The organism is Rhizobium sp. CF122 (genome assembly GCF_000282035.1).
Lineage (GTDB): Bacteria > Pseudomonadota > Alphaproteobacteria > Rhizobiales > Rhizobiaceae > Rhizobium.
On sequence record NZ_AKKA01000082.1, the window covers coordinates 51,710 to 78,231 of the forward strand.

28 protein-coding genes and 1 pseudogene are annotated in these 26,522 nt (G+C 61.0%); 19 read left to right on the forward strand and 10 right to left on the reverse strand.

The genetic code is table 11. The features are described 5' to 3' along the window. Positions 1-110: 110 nt before the first annotated feature. Both PMI09_RS20725 and PMI09_RS20730 read left to right on the forward strand, forming a co-directional pair. Positions 111-350, forward strand: coding sequence for a hypothetical protein (locus PMI09_RS20725; protein WP_007799029.1), 240 nt, complete (start codon positions 111-113; stop codon positions 348-350). A 166-nt stretch (positions 351-516) separates the two neighbouring features. Beyond that, complete coding sequence (locus PMI09_RS20730; protein WP_007799030.1) at positions 517-1,509, forward strand: adenosine kinase; 993 nt, start codon at positions 517-519, stop codon at positions 1,507-1,509. Here the strand turns inward: PMI09_RS20730 and PMI09_RS20735 are convergent. Then, positions 1,502-2,041, reverse strand: coding sequence for an SH3 domain-containing protein (locus PMI09_RS20735; RefSeq protein ID WP_007799031.1), 540 nt, complete (start codon positions 2,039-2,041; stop codon positions 1,502-1,504). The two genes, PMI09_RS20730 and PMI09_RS20735, sit on opposite strands and share 8 nt — an antisense overlap. A 181-nt stretch (positions 2,042-2,222) precedes the next feature. Here PMI09_RS20735 and PMI09_RS20740 point away from each other — a divergent pair, with 181 nt between their 5' ends. Next, the gene (locus PMI09_RS20740; RefSeq protein WP_007799037.1) at positions 2,223-3,224 is read left to right on the forward strand and encodes a 2-hydroxyacid dehydrogenase; all 1,002 of its coding nucleotides are present in this window, start codon (positions 2,223-2,225) and stop codon (positions 3,222-3,224) included. A 96-nt stretch (positions 3,225-3,320) separates the two neighbouring features. On the opposite strand, the gene PMI09_RS20745 is transcribed toward PMI09_RS20740, so the two are convergent. The 3 genes from PMI09_RS20745 to recF are packed head-to-tail and all read right to left on the reverse strand — an operon-like array spanning position 3,321 to position 5,736. Continuing rightward, entirely contained in the window at positions 3,321-3,794 is a 474-nt protein-coding gene (locus tag PMI09_RS20745) for a GNAT family N-acetyltransferase (RefSeq protein WP_007799039.1), read from the reverse strand. Further along, complete coding sequence (locus tag PMI09_RS20750) at positions 3,791-4,615, reverse strand: molybdopterin-synthase adenylyltransferase MoeB (protein WP_007799041.1); 825 nt, start codon at positions 4,613-4,615, stop codon at positions 3,791-3,793. Before PMI09_RS20750 ends, PMI09_RS20745 begins: the two co-directional genes overlap by 4 nt. Continuing rightward, entirely contained in the window at positions 4,612-5,736 is a 1,125-nt protein-coding gene (recF, locus tag PMI09_RS20755) for a DNA replication/repair protein RecF (RefSeq protein WP_007799043.1), read from the reverse strand. The genes PMI09_RS20750 and recF overlap by 4 nt, the downstream gene beginning before the upstream one ends. Before the next feature lie 179 nt (positions 5,737-5,915). On the opposite strand from recF, the gene PMI09_RS20760 reads away from it, so the two are divergent. The 4 genes and pseudogenes from PMI09_RS20760 (at position 5,916) to PMI09_RS20770 (ending at position 8,041) form a co-directional block, all read left to right on the forward strand. After that, positions 5,916-6,629 (forward strand): LssY C-terminal domain-containing protein, encoded by a 714-nt coding sequence (locus PMI09_RS20760; RefSeq protein ID WP_007799045.1) that lies wholly within the window; start codon positions 5,916-5,918, stop codon positions 6,627-6,629. 177 nt (positions 6,630-6,806) lie between these two features. Then, positions 6,807-7,097 (forward strand): annotated as a pseudogene (locus PMI09_RS32275) (carbon-nitrogen hydrolase family protein); the annotation flags it as partial. 91 nt (positions 7,098-7,188) lie between these two features. After that, entirely contained in the window at positions 7,189-7,479 is a 291-nt protein-coding gene (locus PMI09_RS32280) for a hypothetical protein (RefSeq protein ID WP_244423798.1), read from the forward strand. A 94-nt stretch (positions 7,480-7,573) separates the two neighbouring features. Continuing rightward, positions 7,574-8,041 (forward strand): group III truncated hemoglobin, encoded by a 468-nt coding sequence (locus PMI09_RS20770; RefSeq protein ID WP_007799055.1) that lies wholly within the window; start codon positions 7,574-7,576, stop codon positions 8,039-8,041. A 6-nt stretch (positions 8,042-8,047) separates the two neighbouring features. Here the strand turns inward: PMI09_RS20770 and PMI09_RS20775 are convergent, their stop codons facing one another. After that, positions 8,048-8,569, reverse strand: coding sequence for a GNAT family N-acetyltransferase (locus tag PMI09_RS20775; protein WP_007799056.1), 522 nt, complete (start codon positions 8,567-8,569; stop codon positions 8,048-8,050). A gap of 19 nt (positions 8,570-8,588) precedes the next feature. Then, on the reverse strand, positions 8,589-9,155 hold the full coding sequence (locus tag PMI09_RS20780) for a helix-turn-helix domain-containing protein (RefSeq protein ID WP_007799057.1): 567 nt from the start codon (positions 9,153-9,155) through the stop codon (positions 8,589-8,591). Between the two features lie 141 nt (positions 9,156-9,296). Here PMI09_RS20780 and lepA point away from each other — a divergent pair, with 141 nt between their 5' ends. Next, entirely contained in the window at positions 9,297-11,129 is a 1,833-nt protein-coding gene (gene lepA, locus PMI09_RS20785) for a translation elongation factor 4 (RefSeq protein ID WP_007799058.1), read from the forward strand. A 62-nt stretch (positions 11,130-11,191) separates the two neighbouring features. On the opposite strand, the gene PMI09_RS20790 is transcribed toward lepA, so the two are convergent. Beyond that, positions 11,192-11,647 (reverse strand): GFA family protein, encoded by a 456-nt coding sequence (locus PMI09_RS20790; protein ID WP_007799064.1) that lies wholly within the window; start codon positions 11,645-11,647, stop codon positions 11,192-11,194. 97 nt (positions 11,648-11,744) lie between these two features. Then, on the reverse strand, positions 11,745-12,275 hold the full coding sequence (rfbC, locus tag PMI09_RS20795; protein WP_007799066.1) for a dTDP-4-dehydrorhamnose 3,5-epimerase: 531 nt from the start codon (positions 12,273-12,275) through the stop codon (positions 11,745-11,747). Positions 12,276-12,467: 192 nt separating this feature from the next. Between rfbC and PMI09_RS20800 the strand changes: the two genes are divergently transcribed. The 11 genes from PMI09_RS20800 (at position 12,468) to PMI09_RS20850 (ending at position 23,687) form a co-directional block, all read left to right on the forward strand. After that, entirely contained in the window at positions 12,468-12,920 is a 453-nt protein-coding gene (locus PMI09_RS20800) for an acyltransferase (protein ID WP_244423797.1), read from the forward strand. After that, the gene (locus PMI09_RS20805) at positions 12,917-13,726 is read left to right on the forward strand and encodes an NAD-dependent epimerase/dehydratase family protein (protein WP_007799068.1); all 810 of its coding nucleotides are present in this window, start codon (positions 12,917-12,919) and stop codon (positions 13,724-13,726) included. The genes PMI09_RS20800 and PMI09_RS20805 overlap by 4 nt, the downstream gene beginning before the upstream one ends. Positions 13,727-13,764: 38 nt before the next feature. Continuing rightward, positions 13,765-14,544 carry a cephalosporin hydroxylase family protein gene (locus PMI09_RS20810; RefSeq protein WP_007799069.1) on the forward strand — a complete coding sequence of 260 codons (780 nt, stop codon included), beginning with the start codon at positions 13,765-13,767 and terminating at the stop codon, positions 14,542-14,544. Positions 14,545-14,555: 11 nt separating this feature from the next. Continuing rightward, positions 14,556-15,323 (forward strand): glucose-1-phosphate cytidylyltransferase, encoded by a 768-nt coding sequence (gene rfbF, locus PMI09_RS20815; protein ID WP_007799070.1) that lies wholly within the window; start codon positions 14,556-14,558, stop codon positions 15,321-15,323. Further along, entirely contained in the window at positions 15,320-16,390 is a 1,071-nt protein-coding gene (rfbG, locus tag PMI09_RS20820) for a CDP-glucose 4,6-dehydratase (RefSeq protein ID WP_007799072.1), read from the forward strand. The genes rfbF and rfbG overlap by 4 nt, the downstream gene beginning before the upstream one ends. A 4-nt stretch (positions 16,391-16,394) precedes the next feature. Then, positions 16,395-17,624, forward strand: a complete 1,230-nt coding sequence (locus PMI09_RS20825; protein ID WP_007799074.1) for a class I SAM-dependent methyltransferase — start codon at positions 16,395-16,397, stop codon at positions 17,622-17,624. Positions 17,625-18,235: 611 nt separating this feature from the next. Further along, on the forward strand, positions 18,236-19,816 hold the full coding sequence (locus PMI09_RS20830) for a peptide ABC transporter substrate-binding protein (protein WP_007799077.1): 1,581 nt from the start codon (positions 18,236-18,238) through the stop codon (positions 19,814-19,816). A gap of 48 nt (positions 19,817-19,864) precedes the next feature. Then, positions 19,865-20,788: an ABC transporter permease subunit gene (locus PMI09_RS20835; protein WP_007799079.1), complete on the forward strand. Its 924-nt coding sequence runs from the start codon at positions 19,865-19,867 to the stop codon at positions 20,786-20,788. Further along, positions 20,785-21,702, forward strand: a complete 918-nt coding sequence (locus PMI09_RS20840) for an ABC transporter permease (protein WP_007799080.1) — start codon at positions 20,785-20,787, stop codon at positions 21,700-21,702. Before PMI09_RS20835 ends, PMI09_RS20840 begins: the two co-directional genes overlap by 4 nt. A gap of 1 nt (position 21,703) precedes the next feature. Then, entirely contained in the window at positions 21,704-22,711 is a 1,008-nt protein-coding gene (locus tag PMI09_RS20845) for an ABC transporter ATP-binding protein (RefSeq protein ID WP_007799081.1), read from the forward strand. After that, positions 22,704-23,687 (forward strand): ABC transporter ATP-binding protein, encoded by a 984-nt coding sequence (locus PMI09_RS20850; RefSeq protein ID WP_007799083.1) that lies wholly within the window; start codon positions 22,704-22,706, stop codon positions 23,685-23,687. The genes PMI09_RS20845 and PMI09_RS20850 overlap by 8 nt, the downstream gene beginning before the upstream one ends. 51 nt (positions 23,688-23,738) lie before the next feature. Here the strand turns inward: PMI09_RS20850 and PMI09_RS20855 are convergent, their stop codons facing one another. Together PMI09_RS20855 and lhpI are read right to left on the reverse strand one after the other, a co-directional pair. Then, positions 23,739-24,767, reverse strand: a complete 1,029-nt coding sequence (locus tag PMI09_RS20855; RefSeq protein ID WP_007799085.1) for a trans-3-hydroxy-L-proline dehydratase — start codon at positions 24,765-24,767, stop codon at positions 23,739-23,741. A gap of 9 nt (positions 24,768-24,776) precedes the next feature. Continuing rightward, on the reverse strand, positions 24,777-26,468 hold the full coding sequence (gene lhpI, locus PMI09_RS20860) for a cis-3-hydroxy-L-proline dehydratase (protein ID WP_007799088.1): 1,692 nt from the start codon (positions 26,466-26,468) through the stop codon (positions 24,777-24,779). Positions 26,469-26,522: the final 54 nt, after the last annotated feature.

A 26,522-nucleotide genomic window follows, 5' to 3' on the forward strand; every position in this document is an offset into this window, starting at 1 on the left:
CCGCCATCAAAAAGCGACGTTCCTTTGGAGAAGGCCAACCTCGACGATGAGAAGCGCGTCCGCAACGAGTTTGCACCGGGCGCGCGACCAAACGACGAAAGGCAATTAGGATGGTAAGCAGGAGCCTCCCTCATGAGTATTTTTTCCTCAACGGCTTGCGGTCCGACGGACCGGTTATCGGCCATATCGACGGCAAGCCGATCCCCGCTCGCGTGATCGACATTCGAGGCAGCCGCTATCGCTTCGTCGGCGTTGTCCGCCGCGATCGACGTGGCAGGCTCGATGTGTCCGCCTTGCGCAAGAACGAGTGGCTTGTGGTCCCCGACCTCATCTATGCCGCGGTCGCCTGAATAACCTCTCGCCGGACCACTACAATGCCACGGAGGGCTCGTCGCATCGGCAGGAGCGGATTTTTGTGACAGGATGGACGCTCGAAGCGGCATTTCCGCTTCCCATGCGGCAAAAATTCGCTAAGACCGGTCACCGGCTATCACCAAAACCGGGACCTTCCCTTTCATGACCAAATTCGATGTTCTGACTGTCGGCAACGCCATCGTCGATATCATCGCGCGTTGCGACGACCAGTTCCTCATTAACAACGAGATCACCAAGGCGGCAATGAATCTCATCGACGCCGAGCGCGCCGAACTTCTCTATGCGCGCATGGGACCGGCAGTGGAAGCCTCCGGCGGCAGCGCTGGCAACACGGCAGCAGGCGTCGCGAGCTTCGGTGGCAAAGCGGCCTATTTCGGCAAGGTCGCGGAAGACCAGCTCGGCGAGATCTTCGCCCACGATATCCGCGCGCAGGGCGTTCACTATCAGACGCAGCCGAAGGGGACGTTCCCGCCGACCGCGCGCTCGATGATCTTCGTCACCGACGACGGCGAGCGCTCGATGAACACCTACCTCGGCGCCTGCGTCGAACTCGGGCCTGAGGACGTCGAGGCCGAGGTGGTTGCCCAGTCCAAGGTCACTTATTTCGAAGGATACCTCTGGGATCCGCCGCGCGCCAAGGAAGCGATCCGTGAATGCGCTCGCATCGCTCATGAGAACGGCCGCGAGATGTCGATGACGCTCTCCGACAGCTTCTGCGTTGATCGCTATCGCGGCGAATTCCTCGACCTGATGCGCTCCGGCACTATCGATATCGTCTTCGCCAATCGCCAGGAAGCGCTGGCGCTCTACGAAACCGACGACTTCGAAGAAGCGCTGAACAGCATCGCCAAGGACTGCAAGATCGCAGCCGTGACGATGAGCGAGAACGGCGCGGTGATCCTGAAGGGCAACGATCGCTTCTATGTGGATGCGATCAAGATCAAGGAATTGGTGGATACGACCGGCGCGGGCGATTTGTTCGCCGCCGGCTTCCTCTATGGCTACACGCAGGGCCGGACGCTGGAAGAGTGCGGCAAGCTCGGCTGCCTTGCGGCCGGCATCGTGATCCAGCAGATCGGCCCGCGTCCGATGAAGTCGCTAGCCGAGGCCGGCAAGCAGGCGAACCTTATTTAAAGGCTTCGCCCGGATAAGCGCCCCAGATTTCCGACTGCGCCACCCAGCCTTCGGCGCCGTCGGTTTTGGCGAAGCACCAGTCGCCATTGCATTCGCCGATGTTCATCATGACGCCGGGCTCCAGCTTGGCAACGACGCTTGCCGACGGCAGGGCGTCGCGGCGCATGTTGACGTAGACGGACTTGCCCTTGCCTTTCATCCACGGGGCAGCGATCGCCGCACGCGAACCCGACAGCAACGATTGGTTGACCCAACCCTCGGTGCCGTCCGCATCGCGGATCTGACGCCAGTTATCGTATTCCTGGATAATCTCGACGGGCAGGCCGGCCTTCAGATACATCCACGAGGCGGCATAGTCCGTGCCGGGGCCAATGCGCAGGTTGACGCGCTTGGACTTGAGCGTGACGAAACGCGGCAGCGGCAGGCCGCTCGGTCCCTTTGCCGCCTGTGCGGTGGCCATTTCAGCAGTTCCCGCCGAAAGTACGAAACCGATCGCAAGGGCGAGGCAAGATTTCAGGACTTTGCTATGCATGGGGCTTCCGTTTGCTCAGAGGAGGGCAGGACTGCTGCCTGATTCCGGGAATTCGACATTCCTACGCACGCTGGACGAGTTTTGTTTGTCTTCGCGCGCGGGTCTGGTAGAAATTGCCCGGAACGGGAAAATTATCCCGCGTCTTGGTTAAGGACCTCTGAACAAGTTAGCGCCAGCGCACATGACGACGAAGAAAAAACCGAAGGTCTACATCACGCGGAAGCTGCCCGATGCGGTCGAGACGCGTATGCGCGAACTCTTCGACGCGGAACTCAATATCGACGATGCGCCGCGCTCCAAAGCCGAGCTGATTGCTGCCGTCAGAAGCGCCGATGTACTGGTTCCGACGGTCACCGACCGGATCGACGCGGCCCTGATCGAGGAGGCCGGACCACAGCTGAAGCTGATTGCGAGCTTCTCGAACGGCACCGACCACATCGACGTGGAGGCGGCAGCTCGCAAGGGTATCACGGTTACCAACACGCCGAACGTGCTGACCGAGGACACGGCCGACATGACCATGGCGCTCATCCTCGCCGTGCCGCGCCGGCTGGGGGAAGGTGCGCGCGTGCTGACCGATCAGCCGGGTGAATGGGCTGGATGGTCACCGACATGGATGCTCGGGCGGCGCATCCATGGCAAACGCATCGGCATCGTCGGCATGGGCCGGATCGGCACCGCCGTCGCCCGCCGCGCCAAGGCTTTCGGACTCTCAATCCACTACCACAACCGCAAGCGGGTCAACCCGGCAACGGAAGACGAGTTGGAGGCAACCTATTGGGAGAGCCTCGACCAGATGCTGGCACGTGTCGACATCGTCTCGGTCAACTGCCCGTCGACACCGGCGACCTTTCATCTGCTGTCGGCGCGCCGTCTGGCGCTGCTGCAGCCGACGGCCTATCTTGTCAACACCGCCCGTGGCGACGTGATCGATGAGGCGGCGCTGATCAAGAGCCTGCGAGAGGGCAAGCTGGCAGGCGCTGGTCTCGACGTGTTCGAGAACGAGCCGGCGGTCAATCCGAAGCTGATCAAGCTGGCCAATGAAGGCAAGGTCGTACTTCTGCCGCACATGAGTTCGGCGACGATCGAAGGCCGCATCGACATGGGCGACAAGGTGATCATCAATATCCGCACTTTCATCGACGGCCATCGTCCGCCGAACCGCGTGCTGCCAGGCCGCTAAAGCAGTTCAGTGCTTCGCGGAATCACTGATCTGCTTATCCTATTGTTTTTACGCAATTCCGGACAGAAACCGCGCCGCACTTTTCCTGGAATTGCTTTAGGCCGAGACCGGCTTGCGCATCTCGATCGAGGTGGTCCTGGTGAAGCCGGGATGTGCGTTTTCGGCGACTTTCTCAAATCCCCAGCGCGAGAAGACGTCGTGATTTTCGACGAGCTCGATGCGTGTCTCGAGCCGCAGCGACGCGAGACCGCGGTCCTGCGCCGCCTGTTCTGCCACCGCCAGCAGCCGACGGCCGACGCCCCGGCCTTGCGACTCCGGCGCGATCGCCAGCTTACCGATGTAAAGGCAATCCTCCTCCGGCCGCAGGAAGATGCAGCCGCTCAAGGTGTCGCCTTGCATCGCCGCATAGGCGATTTCGGCGCACGCCTTGTCGGCAAGCGTCGCCGGCGTGAGCTTCAAGGCAGAGGATGGCGGATCGATGCGATCGTTCATATAGGCGAACGACGACAGGATCAGTGCCAGTAGCTCGTCCCATCGCTGAAAGCCTTCGTCGATGCGGACGATCTTCATGACGCTTGGCTCTGCCTCGGGCGCCGCCGCTTATAGCGAATCGTGTCGAAGCGCGCAGCAAGCGCGTCGTAGAGCAGTAGCCGGCCGATTAGCGGTTCACCGGTGCCGGTAATCAATTTGATTGCCTCCATCGCCATCAGCGTGCCAATCACGCCGGTCAGCGCGCCGATGATGCCGGTTTGCGCACAGGCCGGGATCAGACCAGCCGGTGGCTTCTCCGGAAAGAGATCGCGATAGGTCGGGTTCGGCGTGCCATCCTCCGCCGTCTCATAGGGTTTGAGCACCGTGACGGAGCCGTCGAAGCGTCCGACGGCACCCGTCACCAACGGGATTTGTGCCGTCTCGGCGGCGTCAGCTGCAGTATAGCGGGTATCGAAATTGTCCGAGCCATCGATCAGGAGGTCGAAACCCGAGAGATGGCGGCGGGCAGAGTCCGGTGAAAAGCGCTCCTCGAAGCGGATCACATTGACGTGCGGGTTCAATCGGGCGATCGCGAAGGCCGCACTTTCCGTCTTCAGCTCGCCGATCGTGCCGGAATCGTGGATCACCTGCCGTTGCAGGTTGGAAAGCGAAACCCGGTCGTCATCGGCAATGCCGAGCGTGCCGATACCGGCGGCGGCGAGATATTGCAGGACCGGCGCTCCCAGTCCACCGGCGCCGACGACCAGCACACGGGCGGCTTTCAGTTTCTGCTGGCCTGCGCCACCGATCTCGGGAAGCAGGATATGACGCTGATATCGCGCGATTTCTTCCGGGCTGAGGGGTTCCATAAGCGCGATGCTAACACGGCCTTTGGCTGAGGGGGAAGCGACATCGGTCATTCGAAAACCTTTCCGTCGGCAACGGTGAAGAATTGCGCACGCTCACCGAGGGCGGAAAACATCGCGCGGTCTGTACCCGTCATGAAGGCCTGACCGCCCAGTGCGTCGATGAGGTCGAAAAGGGCAGCACGCCTGCCTTCGTCAAGATGCGCGGCGATCTCGTCGAGCAGCAAGATCGGCGCGTGGCCGGTGAGATTGGCAACCAGCCGGGCATGGGCGAGAATCAGCCCCACCAACAGCGCCTTTTGCTCGCCGGTCGAACAGCGCGCCGCTTCCATCTGCTTTTGCCGGTGGCGGACGATGAGATCGCCGCGATGCGGGCCGTCGAGCGTGCGGCCGGCGGCGGCATCGCGATAACGGCTTTCGGCAAGCATGGCGGCGTACTCGTCCTCGAGATCGACAGCGGGCCGCGAGAACTGGCTGTCCATAAAGCCAGCGAGTTCGAGCGCCGCAGCCGGAAATGGGGAGGTATCGTGCGTTTCCTCTATGAGGCGGGCGAGAAGGCCGAGCATCTCCTGGCGCGCCATCGCCATGGCAATACCAAGGCTCGCCATTTGCTGTTCGATGCCGGAAAGCCAAGCGGGATCGAAGCGGCGCTCGTCGAGCAGCTTGTTGCGGCTGCGCATGGCGCGCTCGAAATCGCTGGCGCGACGGCCGTGAGCAGGATCGAGCGAGAGCACCAAGCGATCGAGAAAACGGCGGCGCTCGGACGAGCCGCCGGTGAAGAGGCCATCCATCGAGGGCGTCAGCCACAGGAGGCGCAAATGGTCGGTCAGTTCGTCGGCCGACTTTGCCGGCGTGGCATTGATGCGCAACCGCCGGGAGGCGCTATCATCGGTGGTGTCGACGCCGGTACCGATCTCCACCTCGCCTTCCATGCCGTCGAGTTCAGCGAAAATCGAAAAGCCGCCATTCGCGCCGACGCGGGTAATGTCGCCATAGGTAGCACGGCGCAAACCGCGGCCCGGCGACAGGAGGGAAACGGCTTCCATCAGATTGGTTTTGCCGGCGCCATTGTCTCCTGTCAACACCACATGCCGACCGTCGAGCGACAGCGAGACCGACGCGTAGTTGCGAAAGTCGGTCAGCTTGAGACGGGACAGGGAGACCTTGCGCGGCATTCGACATCCGGATTCGTGATGCCCGAGAGCTAAGCGCAACGGGGGCGGATGGCAAGGGTGCGAGACGCAGTAGCGATGCCGATGTGCGCATGAGCGCACATGCGGACGCGGCATCGACGCGATAGATGGTGCATCGCCGGACGATCGTATGATAATGTGGAGACCGGGTGGGGTGTGTGATGAGACGTTTGACGAGAACGCGGACAGCGATTGGCGGTGTAGCGGCCCTGTTGGTTGCGTATCTGGTTGTCGCCTATTTCTTCATTCCTGAAATATGGATCCATCGCGATGCCGGCCGCGTCGCGGAATTCGGTCCGATGGTGACAACCACCGAACAGGACATTCCCGGCGACCCCATCAATGTGGGGCTTGTCGGCTCGAGGGAGGAAGTGCTTCGAGCATTCGCAGCGGCAGGATGGGATCCAGCCGACAAGATCACGCTGCGGACATCGGCCGAAATCGGCTTGAGCGTCGTGCTCGATCGACCCGACCTCGACGCTCCCGTGAGCCCATTGCTGTTCGAGGGCCGCAAGCAGGATCTGGCGTTTGAAAAGGCCGTGGGCAAGAGCGCCGACGAGCGCAACCACGTCCGTTTCTGGGAAACTAAGAGTACCGGTGAAGGTGGGCGCCCACTGTGGCTCGGCTCGGCGAGCTTTGACCGCGGGGTCGGTTTCAGCCACGACACCGGCCAGATCACCCATCACATTGCACCCGATGTCGACGCCGAACGGGATCTGACCATCGGTGATCTTCAGACAGCCGGGCAATTGTCGTCGACCTACGAGATCGCGGGCATAGGCGCCACGAAGACCGGCCGCAACGGTGGCGGCGATCCCTATTTCACCGATGGGAAAGCGCTGGTCGGCGTGCTACGCGGCGTTGCTACACCCTAACCTCGCTTCCACGCCGCGTGAAATCGGCGGAAGATGCGGAGCGAATCACGAGAGGTGCGCCGTTGAAGATCGCCGCAGCACAGACCTCGGTTTCTCCCGACATCACGGCGAATGGCAGCGCAGTCGGAAGCATCATAGCAGCCGCGGCCGCCAGCGGCGTGCGTGTCATCAACTTCTGTGAAGGCTCGCTTTCGGGATATTCGAAGTTCCAGATGCAAACTGAGGGCGGTCGCGGATCTGTGCAGCGATCTTCGCATCTTTGCGGTCGTCGGTGGCGCACATCGGCTGGCCGGAGACCACCCGCCGCACAATAGCCTTTATGTCTTCTCCGACACCGGGACACTTCTCACCCGCTACGACAAGAGGTTCTTGTCGAACAGCGAACTTGGCGGGTGGTATTCTCCTGGCACCGCACCGATCACCTTCGATGTTGACGGCTATCGATTCGGTTGCGCTATCTGCATCGAATCTACGTTTCCTGAGGTGTTCCAGGAATATGCGAATCTCGGTGTCGATGCCGTGCTCTTCCTCGTATGGCATTGCCGAGTATTTCCGGGTTGTGCTCCGCGCCCATGCGGGGCTGAACTGCATCTGGATAGGCGGTGCGACGCCGGCGCAGAAGGCTGCCAAAGGGCCGGCCGGCGTCATCGGCCCGGATGGAAAATGGGTGACGCAGTGTCCGGCCGCTCCCGAACCAAGCTTGGCCATCGCCGTGCTCAATTGCGATGACCCTCTCTACGACATTCCGCTTCAGAGGGCCCGGCCATGGCGGCTGAGGGCGCGGCAGGGCGACATCTATCGCGAGAAGATGGTCGACGATCCCAGAAGCGAAAACAGAAGCGGCTATTGACGCGCAATGCTGCCTTGCGTCGCAGTGCCTTCATCTTCAGGCGTCAACCGCCTATATGAGCGAGGTCGCGGGTTGCGACGTGCCGGAGTTCATGATGGGTACCGAAATACAGGGCCGTGCAGCGCATGCGGCCGCCATTCGCGAGCGCGCCGAAGCCGAAATGAACGCGATGGGCATCGACGAAGCGTTCATTGATCGGCTGGTCGAGACGTTCTATGGCCGCGTGCTGCAGCATCCGACGCTTGGACCGGTGTTCGACGCCCGGCTTTCCGGCCGTTGGCCCGAGCATATGCAGAAGATGAAGAGCTTCTGGTCGTCTGTCGCGTTCCGCAGTGGCGCCTATGGCGGCAAGCCGGTTCAGGCGCATACCGGTGTTGCGAACATGTCACCCGATCTCTTCCCGCAATGGCTGGCGCTGTTTTCCGAGACGCTCAGCGATATCGCCCCGAGCCTGGATGCCAAAGCCTGGTTCATGGCGACCGCCGAACGGATCGCCAGGAGCCTGACGCTATCGCTGTTCTACAATCCCGCGCTCGACGACCCGCAGCGCAAGCCCGCCTAGGCGATTTCAAGCAACACGTTTGTAGAAAAGCGTCGTAGCGCAGAGGCCGCCTTCCGGCCACAGAGCATAATCCGGGATGACACCGACCCGCTGCCAGCCAAGCCGCGGATAGATCGCCTCGGCGTTACTGCCGGTTGCCGTGTCGAGCACGAGGAGCGTCTTGCCGCGCCCGGCGGCTTCGCGTTCCGCGGCATCCATCAGCAGGCGCGCCAGTCCCTTGCCGCGAGCGGAGCGATGCACCAGCAGCTTCTTCAGATCGCCACGATGCGGCTGGTTCGGCATCTGCGCCGCCCCGACCTGCACCGTGCCGACTGCCCTGCCGTCGATCTCGGCCACGAGGAGCAGCGTCGCGCCTGACGCAACGGCATCGGCGACGCCCTGCCAATAAGGCTCGGCATCGGCGTTGGTGTAGGGTTGCATGAAGCCGACCGAGGCGCCGCCATTCACGCAATCGGTCAGCACCTCGCAAAGGTCAGGAATCGCCGTTCGGGCTTCTGCCGCATCAAGCAGGCGAATTATTGCTGTCATCATTTTCTCCTGAAATGAATTAGCGCCCGTGCCGGTCGAGCACGACGCAATAGCGGGCGGGAGTGTTGCCGGGGTTGTGAAAAACATGGCCTTCGCTGACCGGCATGAACAGGCAGTCGCCAGGCAGAAGACGGTAGACCGTTTCGCCTGTCGTCATCTCCATTTCGCCATCAAACAGCCAGATATGCTGCATCATGCCGCTGCTGGCCGCATGCGGCGGGAAACTGACGCGGGCACCGGCTGGGAATTCGACGTCGACGATATCGACGTCCGAGGCGGTTCCCGGCGGCGAGACGGAGCGTCTGACATAACCCGTCTCCGGATCCCGCCAGACCTGCTGTTCCTGCCGGCGCGACAGCGGCGAAACCTCGCCCTCCTCTGCAAAGAAGGCGGAAAGCGATAGACCGAGTGCTGCGCAGACCCGCGCCAGCAGCGACGCGGTCGGGCTCGCCTCGCCGCGCTCGATACGCGAGATCATTGCGCGGCTGACGCCCGACTCGTTGGCGAGATCATCCAGCGTCAGCTTCTTCTGCACTCGCAGCTTGCGGATGCGAACGCCGATCGCCATTTCCAATCCCTGATCCATCACCGAATCCACTTTCTCCACTATAATAGAAATGCATAGTCTGATGATGGAATCAAGCGCTGCGTTTCCGTCCGAGAAACAGTCATTTATCGTAAACGAACTCCTGCTTTTCCGCTTTGCGGCAAGGGGCGGCGCTGCTATATGGCGCGCATGAGCACCAATCCGACGACTCCGCTTTCCCATATCCGCAACTTCTCGATCGTGGCCCACATCGACCACGGCAAATCCACGCTTGCCGACCGCCTGATCCAATCGACCGGCGGCCTGGCCGAGCGCGAGATGTCCGAGCAGGTGCTTGACAACATGGATATCGAGCGCGAGCGCGGCATCACCATCAAGGCCCAGACGGTGCGCCTGCACTACAAGGCCAAGGATGGCGAAACCTATATCCTGAACCTGATCGACACGCCCGGCCACGTCGACTTCGCCTACGAAGTCTCCCGTTCACTCTCTGCCTGCGAAGGCTCGCTGCTCGTCGTCGATGCCAGCCAAGGGGTCGAGGCGCAGACGCTTGCGAACGTTTATCAGGCAATCGACAACAACCACGAGCTGGTCACTGTCCTCAACAAGATCGACCTGCCGGCAGCCGAGCCTGACCGCATCAAGGAACAGATCGAGGAAGTGATCGGCATCGATGCCTCCGAAGCAGTGCTTATTTCGGCAAAGACCGGCCTCGGCATCCCCGACGTTTTGGAAGCGATCGTGCAGAAGCTGCCGGCGCCAAAGAGCCCCGGCGGCGAAAAGGCGCCGCTGAAGGCACTGCTCGTCGACAGTTGGTACGACACCTATCTCGGCGTCATGGTTCTTGTCCGTGTCATCGACGGCGTGCTGACCAAGGGTCAGACGATCCGCATGATGGGCACGGATGCCAAGTACCAGGTGGAGCGCGTCGGCGTACTGACGCCGAAGATGGTCAATGCCGACAGCCTCGGCCCCGGCGAGATCGGCTTCATCACCGCCTCGATCAAGGAAGTCGCCGATACCCGCGTCGGCGATACAATCACCGAGGACAAGCGCCCGACCGCCGAAGCCCTGCCCGGCTTCAAGCCGGCCCAGCCTGTGGTTTTCTGCGGCCTCTTCCCGGTCGATGCGGCCGATTTCGAAGACTTGCGCGCGGCCATGGGCAAGCTTCGCCTCAACGATGCGTCCTTCTCTTTCGAGATGGAATCGTCGGCTGCCCTCGGCTTCGGTTTCCGCTGCGGCTTCCTCGGCCTGCTGCACCTCGAAATCATCCAGGAACGCCTTGAACGTGAATTCAATCTCGACCTGATCGCCACCGCGCCTTCGGTCGTTTACCAGCTGACGATGACGGACGGCAGCGAGCGCGAGCTGCACAACCCGGCCGACATGCCCGATGTCGTCAAGATTGACGAGATTCGCGAACCCTGGATCAAGGCGACGATCATGACGCCCGACGACTATCTCGGCGGCATCCTCAAGCTCTGCCAGGACCGCCGCGGCATCCAGACCGAACTCACTTATGTCGGCACCCGCGCGATGGTGACCTACGAGCTGCCGCTCAACGAAGTCGTCTTCGACTTCTACGACCGTCTGAAGTCGATTTCGAAGGGCTACGCGTCCTTCGACTATCACCTCGAAGGCTATCGCGCCGGCAACCTCGTAAAGATGTCGATCCTCGTCAACGGCGAGCCGGTCGATGCTCTCTCGATGCTGGTACACCGCGCCGCCGCCGAAAAGCGTGGCCGCGACATGTGCGAGCGGCTAAAGGAGCTGATCCCAAAGCACATGTTCAAGATCCCGATCCAGGCAGCGATCGGCGGCAACGTCATTGCCCGCGAGACCATCTCGGCGCTGCGCAAGGACGTGACGGCGAAGTGCTACGGCGGCGACGCCACCCGCAAGCGCAAACTTCTGGAAAAACAGAAGGAAGGAAAGAAGCGCATGCGCCAGTTCGGCAAGGTGGAGATCCCGCAGGAAGCCTTTATCGCTGCGCTCAAGATGGGCGACGAGTAAGGAACCATTTTCAGCCCGGCCGGCGCGACGCATGGCCGGGCTGCTACATATCCCGCCTTGCCTCAGTTGCAGGCCATGTACTCCTTCACCAGTCCTTCATAGGCGTCCATCTCGGGCAGCGCCTCATAGCTGCGGACGGCGCCGGTTTCGGCGAAGGGCAACTTTTCGCGCGTCCAGGTTTCGATAAACGGTTCGAACCAGCGCGGATCGTCCAGCATCGTCGGACGAAGGTTGACGAACCAATCCATTCCCTCCGACCGTGTGAACATCCACGTCATGCAGTGGCCACAGAAATAGTGATGCGCCTCGGCACCGTGCAGACCGCCGATCACGGGCTCCCCTTCCGTGATCGCAAAACCTTCCGCCGGAATCGCGGCGCTCAGCGAATAGGCGCTCGACGACATCTTCTGGCAGCCCGTGCAATGGCAGGCCATGGTCAGCAGCGGCTTGGCGCTGATCTTCAGTCGCACGCGGCCGCATCGGCAGCCGCCCTCCCAAGGCAGAATGACTTCGCTCATCACGTCCTCCTTTCGTCATGCTCAATCTAGCGGCAGGCAGTCCGGCGTCAAACCTAACAGCCGCGAACGGCAAACGTACCGACAGCCGCAGCGCTTCCTAGAGCATCGGGAAGTTGCGATCCCGCTCGGACATCTGCGCGACGGGCAACGGCCAGGCTATCGCGATCCTGGGGTCGAGCGCGTTGACCCCGCCTTCGGCCCCCGGCGCGTAAGGCTTGTCGTGCAGATAGATCAGCTCGCAGTTTTCGGTCAGCGTCTGGAAGCCATGGGCAAAACCAGGCGGGATCATCATCGAACGAGCGTTCTCGCCGGAGAGAACCTCACCATGCCATTGGCGATAGGTCGGCGAACCCGGCCTCAGATCGACAGCCACATCGAACACGGCTCCGGCGAGGCAGGAGACGAATTTCGCCTCGTCGTGCGGGGCCTGCTGGAAATGCATCCCGCGAATGGCCCCCTTTGCCTGTGTCATCGTGTGATTGATCTGCGCGATGCAGCCGACGCCGAAATCGGAAAGCTCCTCAGTGCAGAAGAAACGCGAGAAGAAGCCGCGCTCATCGCCGAGGCGCTGACGCTCGATGACGACGAGGTTGCTGAGGGCAGTGGGGATGCGGGTGAAACGGGACATCTGTTCGCGACCGAGAAGCAAGCACGCTATCTAGCGTCATACTCCATAGCGCCGGCAATTCAAGACGTACACCAAGTTCGCCTCAGGCCATTGAGTTGGCTACGCACATCTGTATAAGCGAGCAGTCCCCTGCGCGAATCGAGAACGAGAAACGCTGTGATCACTATCCATCCCACGGCACGGATAAGTGCCTTGGCCGATATCGAGGATTCAACACGAGGAACTTCGATTTCCATCGGTGAAGGATCGATGATCGACAGCTTCGTCAAGATCAAGCCGGCCGGTGGAACGGGAGATCTCCAGATCGGACGTTTCTCCTACGTCAACAGCGGTTGCGTGTTCTACACCGGTAACGGCATCTCGATTTCAGACAATGTTCTTATTGCCGCTAACTGCACGTTTGCGCCCGTCAACCATGCCTATAAGGATAGCGGGAAACTGATTCGGGAGCAGGGATTTCTGCCGAGCCGGGGAGGTATCATTGTCGAGGATGATGTCTGGATTGGCGCAAACTGCGTTATCCTGGATGGAGCGATCTTGCGTCAAGGCTGTGTGATCGCAGCCGGATCATTGGTTCGCGGCGAAGTGGCGCCGTTTACCGTTTGCGCGGGCAATCCGTTGAAGGTCGTGGGGCAGCGAAATTGAACTTTACCATTCTGGGAGGAACTGGCTTTGTCGGCAGCCACGTGGCGCGCTACCTCACAGGATTGGGGCATACTGCTCTCGTGCCCGGTCGCTCCCAGTCCCTGGTGGATGCCTGCAATGGGGCGCACGTTATCTACGCCATCGGCCTAACGGCGGATTTTCGAGAGCGGCCGTTTGACACAATTGAAGCGCATGTCAGCGTCGCAGCGGACCTCCTCAGGCAGGCGGACTTCAAGTCATTCCTTTATCTTTCCTCCACGCGCGTTTACGTCCGCAGTTCGGATACATCAGAGGATAGGTCGCTTTCAGTTTTGCCCGAGGATCCATCCGACCTTTACAACATTTCGAAGCTGGCCGGTGAGGCGGTATGCTTGGCCAGCGGACGAACCAACGTTCGGATCGCACGGCTATCCAATGTGGTGGGGCCGCAAACTGCAGCGACAGAGAGCTTCGCAGGCGCTCTGTGCCGCGAAGGAGCAAGTGGCCATATCCAGCTCAAGACCGACCTCAACTCCTCCAAAGACTACATCTGGATAGACGATGTTGCGGCTCTATTGCTCCGCATCAGCCTGGCAGGGCAGCACAAGATCTACAATGTCGCAAGTGGCATGCAGATCAGTCACGCACAATGGATCTCAGCAATCTCGACACAAACCGGTTGCTCTTTTTCGGTAGACGACAACGCTCCCATGAGCAGCTTCCCGCCAATTGCTACGAGTCGCATACGCGAGGAGTTTGGCTTTCACCCACAACCCGTGTTGCAGCGGATTTCGACGATTCTGGAACATTCGTCCGCAACATTTTAGGATCCGCGCACGAACACGGCGGCAACAGAGGATTTCATATGGATCCCATCAAGCAATTCATGGACGAGCGAGCAGCAACAGCTGCCACCTACAACGCAGACGTCGACTTCCAGAAGGCATCCCGCCATTGGCGCGAACTGTCTATGGATAAGCGTTATGTCTATAACTTCGATTGGTTGGGCCGCCCGATCATCCAGTACCCGCAGGATATCCAGGCAGTGCAGGAGTTGGTCTGGCGCACGCGGCCAGACCTCATCATCGAAACTGGCATTGCGCATGGCGGCTCGCTGGTTCTGAGTGCTTCGCTCCTCGCAATGCTTGACATGTGTGACGCGATCGCCACGGGAGCTACGATCGACCCGAGGGTATCAAAGCGGAAGGTCATCGGCATCGATATCGACATCCGTGCCCATAACAGGGCGGCGATCGAAGCTCATCCGATGTCCAGCAGAATTTCGATGCTGCAGGGCTCGTCGATTGCCCGTGACGTCGTCGATCAGGTCAAGGCGATGGCACGCGGCTACGAACGCGTAATGGTCTGCCTCGATTCGATGCACACTCATGAGCATGTTCTGGCGGAACTCGAAGCCTACGCGCCGCTCGTTACCCCCGACTGCTACTGTGTCGTTTTCGATACCTTCGTCGAAGATCTGCCGCCAGGCTTTTTTGCCGATCGTCCTTGGAATGTCGGCGATAATCCGAAAACGGCTGTACACACCTATCTCAAGTCGCATTCGGAATTCGAGATCGATCGCGACTTTGAAAGCAAACTGATGGTAACTGTCGCGCCGGATGGTTTTCTTCGGCGTCGAGCCTAGGTAACACTGCTATGAAGATCGTCATTCTCGCGGGTGGATACGGTACCCGCATTTCCGAAGAGAGCCACCTGCGACCGAAGCCGATGATCGAGATCGGGGGGCGACCGATTCTTTGGCACATCATGAAGATCTACAGCCATTTCGGCTTCAACGATTTCGTGATCTGCCTTGGCTATCGCGGCTACATGATCAAGGAATACTTCGCCAACTACATCCTGCATTCGGCGGACGTGACCTTCGACATGGAGCGCGGCGAGACCACCTATCACGCCACCAAGGCCGAGCCTTGGCGCGTGACGCTTGTGGAAACAGGCGAGGGTTCGATGACCGGCGGACGCCTGAAACGTGTCGCCAACTATCTCGATGATACGTTTTGTCTGACTTATGGCGACGGCGTTGCCGATGTCGACATCAAGGCGTTGACCGAATTCCACCGAAGCCACGGACGCGAGGCAACGGTGACCAGCGTCGTGCCCCCCGGACGCTATGGCGCGCTGCTGACCGAGGGCGGGCAGGTCAAGAGCTTCACCGAGAAGCCAGCAGGCGACAACGGACGCATCAATGGCGGTTTCTTCGTGCTCAACCGCACGGTGCTGGATCGCATCGAGGGAGATCTCATTCCGTTTGAGGGTGCGCCGCTTGAAGGACTTGCCAGCGACGGCCAGTTGATGGCCTTCCCGCATGACGGCTTCTGGCGCCCAATGGATACGCTGCGGGACAAGAACCAGCTCGAGGAGCTCTGGCAGAGCGGCCATGCGCCGTGGAAAGTCTGGTCATGAGCCGGCTGCCGGATCAGCGTTTCTGGTCAGGCAAGCGCGTCTTCCTGACAGGCCATACCGGCTTCAAGGGGACGTGGGCGCGGATATGGCTTGCACGGCTTGGCGCTGAGGTAACAGGCTATGCGCTCGCGCCGGCGGCGACACCATCGCTGCATGCACTGGCAGGCCCCGCCGGACTGGCTGCCGAAACGATCGGCGATATTCGCAACGGAACGAGGCTCACGGAGGCGCTCAGCGAGTGCAATCCCGATATCATCCTGCATATGGCCGCGCAGCCGCTGGTGCGACGCAGTTATCTCGAGCCGGTTGATACGTTCGATGTCAACGTCATGGGAACGATACGCTTGCTCGAGGCAGCGCGTCCGCTAGAGGCGCTTAGGGCCATCCTCGTCGTGACGACCGACAAGGTCTACAGCAACGACGAAAGCGGGCGGCATTTCGTCGAAACGGATCGACTTGGCGGGCATGACCCCTACTCCGGCTCGAAGGCCGCAGCCGAGATCGCTACCGCGACCTATCGGGATTCCTTTTTCCACCAGAAGGGAGTGCATGTCGGCACGGCACGCGGCGGAAACGTGCTCGGCGGCGGTGACTTCTCGGAGAACCGCCTGGTTCCCGACATCGTCCGCGCCGCCGTTGCCGGACAGATTCTTGATATCCGCAGCCCGCTTGCAACGCGCCCATGGCAGCATGTGCTCGATTGCCTAAACGGCTATTTCCTGTTCTGCGAGGCCCTGTATGCCGGCACGGCATCGGCAGACGCGCTTAATTTCGGCCCATCGCCCGGCGAAGCTCAAATCCCCGTCGGCGTTGTCGCCTCATCGGTCCAAGCAGCCATGGGGCTCGGACAGAACTGGCAGGACACCTCGGCGTCAGACAAGCCGCGAGAGATGCATGCGCTTGGTCTCGATCCTGCCGAAGCCTATCGCTGCCTGGCGTGGCGGGCAAGGCTGAGCCAAGCCGAGGCGATAGACTGGGCTGCACGCTGGTACGATCAATGGCGCCGGGGCGAAGACGTGTTCTCGCTCGTCGCGGGCCAGATTGATGCTTTCACGAAAGGCTCCTAACCACATGTCTCACCAATGCCGTTTCTGCTCAGCGCCGCTGACGACCGTTGTCGCGGATCTTGGATCGACACCGTGGTCCAACTCCTTTCTGCCGGACGCGGCAGCGATCGCCAAAGAGCGCGCGTTCCCGTTGAAGGTCATGGTCTGCTCGGAGTGCTTTCTGGTCCAGACGACCGAGAACGTGCCGGCGGACGAAATCTTCAACGCCGACTACGCTTACCTCTCTTCGTTCTCGACCAGCTGGCTCGAGCATGCCAAGCGCTATGCCGAGATGATGACGGAACGCTTCGGACTTTCGGCGGATTCGACAGTGGTCGAAGTCGCGTCGAATGACGGCTATCTCCTGCAATATTTCGCAGCCAAAGGCATCTCGGTGCTCGGCGTGGAGCCGGCCGCCAACGCTGCGAAGATCGCGGAAGCCCGCGGCGTGGCGACCAAGGTGGCCTTCTTCGGCAGGGAAACCGCTAAGGCGCTGGTCGAGGGCGGCGTACGCGCCGACGTGACGGCCGCCAATAATGTCCTCGCGCACGTGCCTGATATCGCCGATTTCGTCAGTGGTTTTGCGATCCTATTGAAGCCGGACGGCGTCTCGACATTCGAATTCCCGCATCTTCTGACGATGATCGATGGCATCCAATTCGACACGATCTATCACGAACATTACTCGTACATGTCGCTGCTCGCGGTCGAGCGCATTTTCGGCGCCTGCGGGCTGAAGGTCTTCGATGTCGAGGAAATTCCGACGCATGGCGGTTCGCTGCGCATCTTCGCTCAAAAGGCGGAAGGCACCCGCGCTGTGACGGACAGGCTGCTTGCGCTCCGTGCAAAGGAAGAGGCTTTCGGCCTCAAGGAGATGGCGACCTACGAACGGTTTGGTACCCGGATCGAGGGTGTGTGCGAGGCGTTCAAAGACTTCCTTCGTCGTGCGAAGGCCGAAGGCAAAACGGTCGCCGCCTATGGCGCCGCAGCCAAGGGCAACACGTTCCTGAACGTCTGCGGCGTCAGCGCCGACGACATCGCCTTTGTCGTCGATCGCAGCGACATCAAGCAGGGCAAGTTGCTGCCGGGAAGCCATATTCCTGTCTATGCGCCGAGCCATATCGAAGTCGCAAAGCCGGACTATCTCGTTATCCTGCCCTGGAATCTTACAGAAGAGATCGTCAGATCGAACGACTACATCCGAGCATGGGACGGACGTTTCGTGGTGGCGATCCCGACGCTGCAGATTCTTTGAGATTGGCGTAGAGCGATGCTGGCCAGCATCGCTCTACTTTTCCAGGCTCACACGCCCTGTCCTACAGAAGGGCTTTTTTAAACCTGCCGTCAACGACGTGGAGCTCAGGTGCGGGTATCGTTCGGGCGGCGCCTGGTTCATAGACAAGCGGGGCCTTGTTCGGATCATGATTCTCTGAGTCCCTTTGGATGATTTTGGCCTGGTCTTTCGTGGGACCTCCGGGGACAACGCAACATTTCAAAAATCGATGGCGACCACATGTCGCAAACAGACGCCAAATGGACGCATTCGCCATTGATTTATCAATGCAATTCACCGCAAAGGCGTCAAAAGCTAAGCCGGCTAGAGTCAGTTTATTCAACCACGGATTGCTACTCGCGCAACACGCCCATTCGATCGAAATGCCTCGCTGCCGCGAAAAATCGCCCATTTTGTGGCCTGGTGATGGGATGGAGACCAAAAATCACAGCCTCAGGAAGCGTCGTTCGCTGATTCATTTGGGGGCTTGCAACGCCAGACCTTTACGATAGGTTGCGCATTGACCTGAACGTAACTGGTCACGGGAACAAACGACTAATAAAAGGCGCAAAGCCTAGAAAGGTGGCCCCCAAATGAACTTCCTTACGAAAAAATTCCTGGCTTCAGCAGTGTTTGGCTCACTGCTGGCCGTGTCGGCGCATGCAGCGACGCTCAATATCCACAATGGTGGCGACCCGCAGTCGCTCGACCCCCAGAAGCTGTCGAGCGACTATGAGAACCGCATTGCAGGCGACATCTTCGAGGGCCTCGTAACGGAAGACCCGAAGGACGATCCAATCCCGGGCCAGGCCGAAAGCTGGACTGTCTCGCCGGACGGCAAGGTCTATACCTTTAAGCTGCGCGACGGTATCAAGTGGTCGGACGGCCAGCCGGTGACCGCGGGGGATTTCGTTTTCGCCTTCCAGCGCCTTCTCGATCCGAAGAATGCCGCGGAATACGCCTATCTGCAGTTCACGATCAAGAACGCGGAGAAGATCAACAAGGGCGAGATCACCGATTTCAGCCAACTCGGCGTCAAGGCGATCGACGACAAGACGCTCGAGATCACGCTCGAGAACCCGACGCCCTACTTCGTCAACTCGCTGATGCACTACACCGCCTATCCGTTGCCGAAGCACGTGGTCGAGGCGAAGGGCAATGACTGGGTCAAGATTGGCAACATCGTCACCAACGGTCCGTATAAGCCGACCGAATGGATCCCGGGCGCGTCCGTCACGACCGTCAAGAACGACCAGTACTACGGCGAGAAGGACCTGAAGATCGACGGCGTCAAGTTCTTCACCCTGGAAGACCAGGAAGCGGCTCTGAAGCGCTATCGCGCCGGCGAGTTCGACATCATGACCGACTTCCCGACCGATCAATACGAGTGGATGAAGAAGAACCTGCCGGGTCAGGCGCACGTCACGCCATTCCTCGCGAGCTACTACTACGTCCTCAATGCCACGAAGCCGCCATTCGACGACAAGCGCGTCCGTCAGGCCCTCTCGATGGCCGTCAACCGCGAAGTGATCGGTCCGAAGATTCTCGGCACCGGCGAACTGCCGGCTTACTCCTGGGTGCCGCCGGGAACGGCCAACTACGGCGATCCAGCCTATATCAGCTGGAAGGACATGCCATATAAGGAGAAGGTTGAAGAGGCGAAGAAGCTGCTTAAGGAAGCAGGTTTCGGACCTGACCACCCGCTGAAGGCACAGCTTCGCTACAACACCAACGACAACCACAAGCGCGTGGCGGTCGCCATCGCCTCGATGTGGAAGCCGCTCGGCGTTCAGATCGAGCTCTACAACACCGAAACCAAGGTGCATTACGACGAAATGCAGCATGGTCAGGTGGAGATCGGCCGCGCCGGCTGGATCGCGGACTATAACGATCCGGACAACTTCCTCGGCCTGCTCGTTTCCGGCGTCTCGATGAACTACGGCCGCTGGAGCAATCCGGAATATGACAAGCTGATCAAGGAGGCCAACGCTCAGACCGACCTGAAAACGCGCGCCGAGATCTTTAAGAAGGCTGAGCGGCTTGCGCTCGACGACAGCGCCGCCATTCCGCTGTACTATTATGTCTCGAAGAATGTCGTCTCGCCGAAGGTTCAGGGCTTCGAAGACAATATTCAGGACATCCATCGCACGCGCTGGCTGTCGATCAAAGAATAAGGAACGCCGGCCCTTCCCGCCTGCTGTGGGAAGGGCCGATCCAAGACCATGATCAAATACGCACTCCGTCGTCTGCTGTCGACGATCCCCGTCATGTGGATCGCCGTTACACTCAGCTTTTTTGTCTTGCGCCTTGCTCCCGGCGGCCCATTCGATGGCGAACGGCCATTGCCGCCGGTGATCCTGAAGAACCTCGCGGCTCACTACAATCTCGACAAGCCGCTGATCGACCAATACCTGATCTACCTATTCGACGTGTTGAAGGGCGACCTTGGGCCATCGTTTGCCAACGAAGACTTTACCGTTGCCCAGCAGATCATGATCGGCCTGCCCTACACGTTCACGATTGGTGGCCTCGCCTTCATCCTTGCCATCCTCATCGGCGTGACCGTCGGCTGTCTTGGGGCGCTTTATCAGAATAAGGCGCCTGACTATCTCCTCGGCCTGGTCATTCTCGTCGGCCTGGTTCTTCCGAACTTTCTGATCGCGCCCATCCTGCAGCTGATTTTCGGCATCCGTCTCGGCTGGCTGCCTGTCGGCGGATGGGGTGACGGCTCGTTCAAGTACCTCGTCATCCCGATCGTCGTGCTGGCATTGCCGCATGCGGGTCGCATCTCGCGCATGACCCGCGGCTCGATGATCGAAGTGATGAACCAGAACTACATCCGCACCGCCAAGGCCAAGGGCATCGGTCCGCGGTTGACCGTGATGCGTCACGCGCTGAAGCCTGCCATGATGCCGGTTGTTTCCTATCTCGGTCCGGCCGCGAGTTACCTCCTCACTGGTTCACTCGTTGTCGAGAGCATCTTCGGATTGCCCGGCATCGGCCGCTATTTTGTCAACGCAGCGCTGAATCGCGACTACGGCATGGTTCTTGGCACGGTCATCTTCTACATGGTCCTGATCGTCTTTCTGAACCTTCTCGTCGACATCGCTTATGCGTGGCTCGATCCGAAAGTGAGAAATCGATGATCCTCAATCCCGCAAAGAGAGAGCTGCTCGCGGCCGAACTTCTCGAGGCCGAAGGGCTCTCCCACAAGAGCCGCTCGCTGACCGGCGATGCCTTGCGTCGTCTTTCCCGCAACAAGGCAGCCGTCGTTGCCATTATTGTTCTCGTCCTCCTGATCCTGGCCGCGTTTCTGGGCCCGTACCTCATTCCGTTCGACTATGAGGAACCGGATTGGGCGGCTTTCCGGATGCCGCCTGATATGGAGAGTGGCCACTATTTCGGAACCGATCCGAATGGCCGAGACCTACTTGCGCGCGTGCTTTACGGCACCCGTGTTTCGCTGGCGGTTGCGGCGACCGCCACCATCGTTTCGGTGGTGATTGGCGTACTGTATGGAGCAGTCTCCGGCTACATCGGCGGCAGGCTCGATGCGATCATGATGCGCTTCGTCGATATCATGTATGCGCTGCCCTACATTCTCTTCGTGATCCTGCTGATGGTGGTGTTCGGCCGCAACGTCTACCTGCTGTTTGCAGCAATCGGTGCGCTGGAATGGCTGACCATGGCGCGAATCGTGCGCGGACAAACACTCTCGATCAAGCAGCGCGAGTTCATCGAAGCCGCCCGCGCGTCCGGTCAGAAGCCGTTCAAGATCATCCTCAAACACATCATTCCGAACCTCGTCGGGCCGGTCGTGATCTTTGCCGCGCTGACTGTCCCCGAAATCATCGCGACAGAGAGCTTCCTGTCCTATCTTGGCTTCGGCGTTCAGGAACCGCTGACCTCGCTCGGCACGCTGATCGCCGAGGGCACCGACGCCATGGAAAGCATGCCGTGGCTCTTGATCTTCCCGGCCTGTTTCCTCGTCGCCCTGCTGATGAGCCTGCTTTTCATCGGCGACGGCCTGCGCGACGCGTTCGACCCGAAGGATCGATAGAATGCAACAAGAAACCAAAAACGATACGCTTCTCGAACTGAGAGACTATTCAATCACCTTTGCGACGCCGGATGGCGAGGTGAAAGCCGTGTCGAACATGAACCTTTCGATCCGGCGCGGCGAGCGCGTGGCGATCGTGGGCGAATCCGGATCGGGCAAGAGCCAGACCTTTCTCGGCGTCATGGGGCTGCTCGCCAAGAACGGCCGCACCAGCGGCAAGGCGCTGCTCGAAGGAAAGGACGTGTTGGCGCTGAAGCCGCGCGAGCTCGACCATCTCCGCGGAAAAGACATGGCCATGGTGTTCCAGGACCCCATGACGGCACTCAATCCGTCGCTGCGGATCTCCCGCCAATTGACGGAACAGCTGGAAGTCCACCGCGGCTTTACGGCGCGGGCCGCCTCTGCCGAGGCGCTGGATATGCTCAAGCGTGTCGGCATTCCCGACCCGTCGCGGCGCTTCAACCTCTACCCACATGAGCTGTCGGGCGGCATGCGCCAGCGCATCGTCATTGCCATGGCGCTGCTGACCAAACCGAAGCTGCTCATCGCCGACGAACCGACGACGGCGCTTGATGTAACGATCCAGGCGCAGATCCTCGATCTCTTTAACGATCTGACGGCGGAAATGAACACGGCTCTTGTCATGATTACCCATGATCTGGGCGTCGTTGCGGGCCTCGCGGACCGGGTGGCCGTCATGTATGCCGGGAGGATCGTCGAGGAAGCGCCGGTCGACGAGCTCTTCGAGGTACCAGCGCATCCGTATACAGCGGCGCTGCACGCCTCGATCCCCCGGCCCGACCAGGACGTCGATCAGCTCGCCGTCATCCCCGGCCGCCCACCCAATCTTCAACACCTGCCGAAGGGCTGCAGCTTCTCGCCGCGCTGTCCCCTGGTGCAGAACGATTGCATCGACACGTCGCCGAAGCTCGAGATGCTGGCGCAAGGCCATTCCGCGGCCTGCTTTCATCCCTTCCCGCGCCGTGAGGAGGTTCTGAACCATGGCTGACCGATCGCTTTTGAGAGTCGAGAACCTCACCACCCAGTTCGAGATTGCGTCAAAGAGCTTTTTCAAACCGCCGACGCTGCTGACCGCCGTGAACAACGTCAGCTTCGACCTGAGAGAGGGCCGGACGCTCGGCATCGTCGGCGAGTCCGGTTGCGGCAAGTCGACGCTCGGCCGCTCGATCCTGCGTCTCCTGAAGTCGCAGAAGGGACGCATCCTGTGGCAGGGGCGCAACCTACTCGACCTGTCGAACGAGGAAATGCGTGCCGCTCGCCGCGACATGCAGATCATCTTTCAGGATCCGATCGCCTCCCTCGACCCGCGTATGACCGTCGGCGACATTATTGCCGAACCGCTCACCGTCTTCGAACCGAAGCTCACGAAAGCGGAGCGGCTGACGCGCGTACGGGAAATCATGAGTGCCGTCGGCCTAGTGCCGGAGATGATCAACCGCTATCCGCACGAGTTCTCGGGTGGCCAGGCACAGCGTATTGGCATCGCCCGCGCTGTCGTGACGCGACCGAAGCTCATCATCTGCGACGAGCCCGTTTCGGCGCTCGACGTGTCGATCCAGGGGCAGGTGATCACCCTCCTGCGCAAGCTCCGGAAGGAATTCGGGCTGACGCTGATCTTCATCAGCCACGATCTTTCGGTTGTCCGGCTGATCTCCGACGACGTTCTGGTGCTCTATCTCGGCAAGGTGGTCGAGGCCGGTGATTGCGCCACCGTGTTCGACCGGCCAGCGCATCCCTACACACAGGCCCTCTTCTCGGCCGCACCGGTGCCCGACCCGAAGCTCGCGCGGAACCGTCAGCGCATCCGGCTTCAGGGCGATCCTCCCTCGCCGCTCAATCCGCCCCCGGGCTGTGTGTTTTCTCCGCGCTGCTGGAAGGCGACGGATATCTGCCGCAAGGAAATGCCGTCAACGGAGCAGGTTCGGCCAGGGCAGACTGCTGCCTGCTATCACATGGATCGTTGAGCAAGCGAGTTCTGGAAAGAAGGCCCGCCGTCGGGCAGGCCTCTTTTACGTTCAGCGGGCGCCCCAGGTGTCGGTGAGGCGGTAGCCCTCCGGCCAGGGGTCCGATGGGTCGAGCATGTGCTGATGCGTGCCGGTGATCCAGGCGCGGCCGGAAATTTCCGGCAGGATGGCCGGGCGGCCGCCGACTTCCGTGGTGCCGACAATGCAGCCGGAGAAGGTGGAGCCGATCAACGAGACAGCCGTCAGACGATCTTCGAGCTTCATTTGACCACGCGCGTGCAGCACGGCCATGCGCGCCGATAGCGCCGTGCCGGTCGGCGAGCGGTCGACCTTGCCGGGCTGGATCGCAACCGCTGCGCCGGCACGCAGGCCCTCGGCGGTGCACTCTACGGGACCGGCGAAAAGGCAGAAGGAAAAGTGCTTCCAATCCAGATTCTCAGGGTGATGAAATCCGAGTGCGGCATTGGCGCCATTGGTGATGCGCACACCGAGCTTGGCAATATCATGCGCCTCGTCAGGCGACAGGCTGAAGCCCATAGCGGCCGCATCAACGATGACGAAACTGTCGCCGCCATAGGCCGTGTCGACGGTCAACGTGCCCAGGCCCTCGACCTCCAGCTTCGCATCTAGCCGTTCCGCGAAACTCGGTAGGTTCTGTACGAAGATCCGCTCGGCCTTGCCGTTGTGGCACTCGGCACGTACGCGAACAAGGCCACCGGGGGCCTCCAGAGTGATCTCAGTGACCGGCTCCTGCATTGGCAGGATGCCGCTGTCCAGCAACACCGTGGACACGCAGATCGAATTCGATCCGGACATCGGCGGCGTGTCTTCCGGCTCCATGATGATGAAGGCGGCATCGGCATCGGGATGCTTTGGGGGCACCAGCAGGTTGACGTGACGGAAGACGCCGCCGCGCGGTTCGTTCAGCACAAAATTGCGCAACGTCCCGTCCCGGGCGATCCAGCGGCTCTGCTCCCAGATCGTTTCGCCCGGAGGGGGCGTGACGCCGCCGACGATGACATCGCCCACCTCGCCTTCCGCATGGGCGGAAATCACATGGATGGTCTTGGTGCTGCGCATAATACCTCCTCAGGAAAGCCACTCGGGGAGCCGGGCGGCGACGCGGCCCGTCAGGGCCGCCGTGACGCAATCGGCAAGATTGGAAAAACGAACGGCCCGCCCCGAAAGTCCGGGACCGTAATGAGCATATTTGCCCGAATTCGTGATCAGGGCACGCGTGTGCGTCGGGAATAGCGGCTCGGAAATCGAGCACCAGCAAAGATCAGGCAAAACCTGCACGCCCGCTTCCTCCAGCCTGCCGAGCAGGCCTTCGTTGCGGGCATCACTGATGACCTGACGACCGGCTGTGACGATCACCGCGACGTCGGCATGCCGGCGGCGGCCAGCCAGAACCTCCGCCAAAGCGCGGCACTCGGACAAGGAGGCATGCGGGCTGCCGATAGCGACGAGTTCCACCTCTTCAGGCCCGCCATTCAGAACCGTCCAGGCCGCAGCCATGTCGGCGCGGGAGATCGATGCACGATCGGCATCGTCCCGCGCAGCGCCAGCAGATTCGGGCGTAACACCTTCGACATGCAGCATGGGCGCCGCAGAGGTGGTGCCGAAGGCGGCGCACAGAGCCTTGAGATCGTCCTGCGTCGGCTGGGCGGGGCCAAGACCGCGCAGAAGCGGAATGCGGTCCGGCGCCGCGCGACCGGCGAGATAGCCGATCAGCGGCCAGAAGGCGTCATCGACCTGTTCAGGCAGTTCGATATCGATGATCCGCCGAGCCTTCCGGTGCTCGTCAAGATAGACGCCGGAGAGCGGTGCGCGGGCCGTCAGCGCGATGCAGAGATCGAGGAAGTCGGGGTGCTTTGCCGTCCTCGCCCCGAGGACCGTGTTGGCGAAGATCACCGCGTTGGATTCCGCCCATGCAATGGATTCGCCCGCCTTTGGCGCGCTGTCGAGCAGGTAGGGAGAGCACGTGAAAGTCGGCCGACAGCCCATCCGGACATAGGCATCGGCGAGCCGCGCAGCCGGGGCGCCGAAGGTCGACGGTACGCCTTGCGTCTGCCAATTGGCACGATCCACGGAGATGGCGTTCATGGTTGTCGGTATGCGAACCCGCGCGCCCATATCGGCCATCTTCTCGGCAAACGTCAGATTTGCCGGGCTGGCGTAGATGCACCCGTCGATGTGGCCCTGCATAACATCCACGAGCCCGTGCGCACCTTGCTGCGCCGCCATCGCGCAGATGATGCGCATGGCCTGCTGCACGGCGATGCCCTGCCGTCCTTCAAGCATGGCGCGATCGGAATCGGTGAGGTCGAGCGCAGCGGTCGCCGGCGGAGCAATCGGAATCTCCAACCCGTCAGCGACAACGGCCGTATCGCTGAGCGCAGCGGTCTTCGCGCGGGCGAGCGCGGCGAAGGCTTCCGGCCCAAGCCGCAGGACGGGCAGCGGCTTGCCGAACATTTCCGACGCGATTAGCGCGCCGAGCGTCAGCACATCTTCGGCCTCGGAGAAAGCCAAAGCCGCCGGTGCACGCCCTGTCAGTACAAGATCGAGGAGAACACCGGAACCCGTACAGGACCCGCGGCTCGACGGCATCATCAGGATGCCACCGGTCAGGCAGGTCCCGTGAAGCGGGTGGTGCACGTCAATCACGCTGCCGGTCGCCGGGTCGACCCCACCCCAGAAGCTCAAGGCCTCCTTGGTGGCAATGACTGGACCTTTGGCGAAGCCGCCGAGAATGCTGCGATCGAGCGCGGACTGGTTCATTTCACGCGAAGCCTTGAGCGGAGAGAGGACGGTCACCAACGGGGGCGTTGCGAA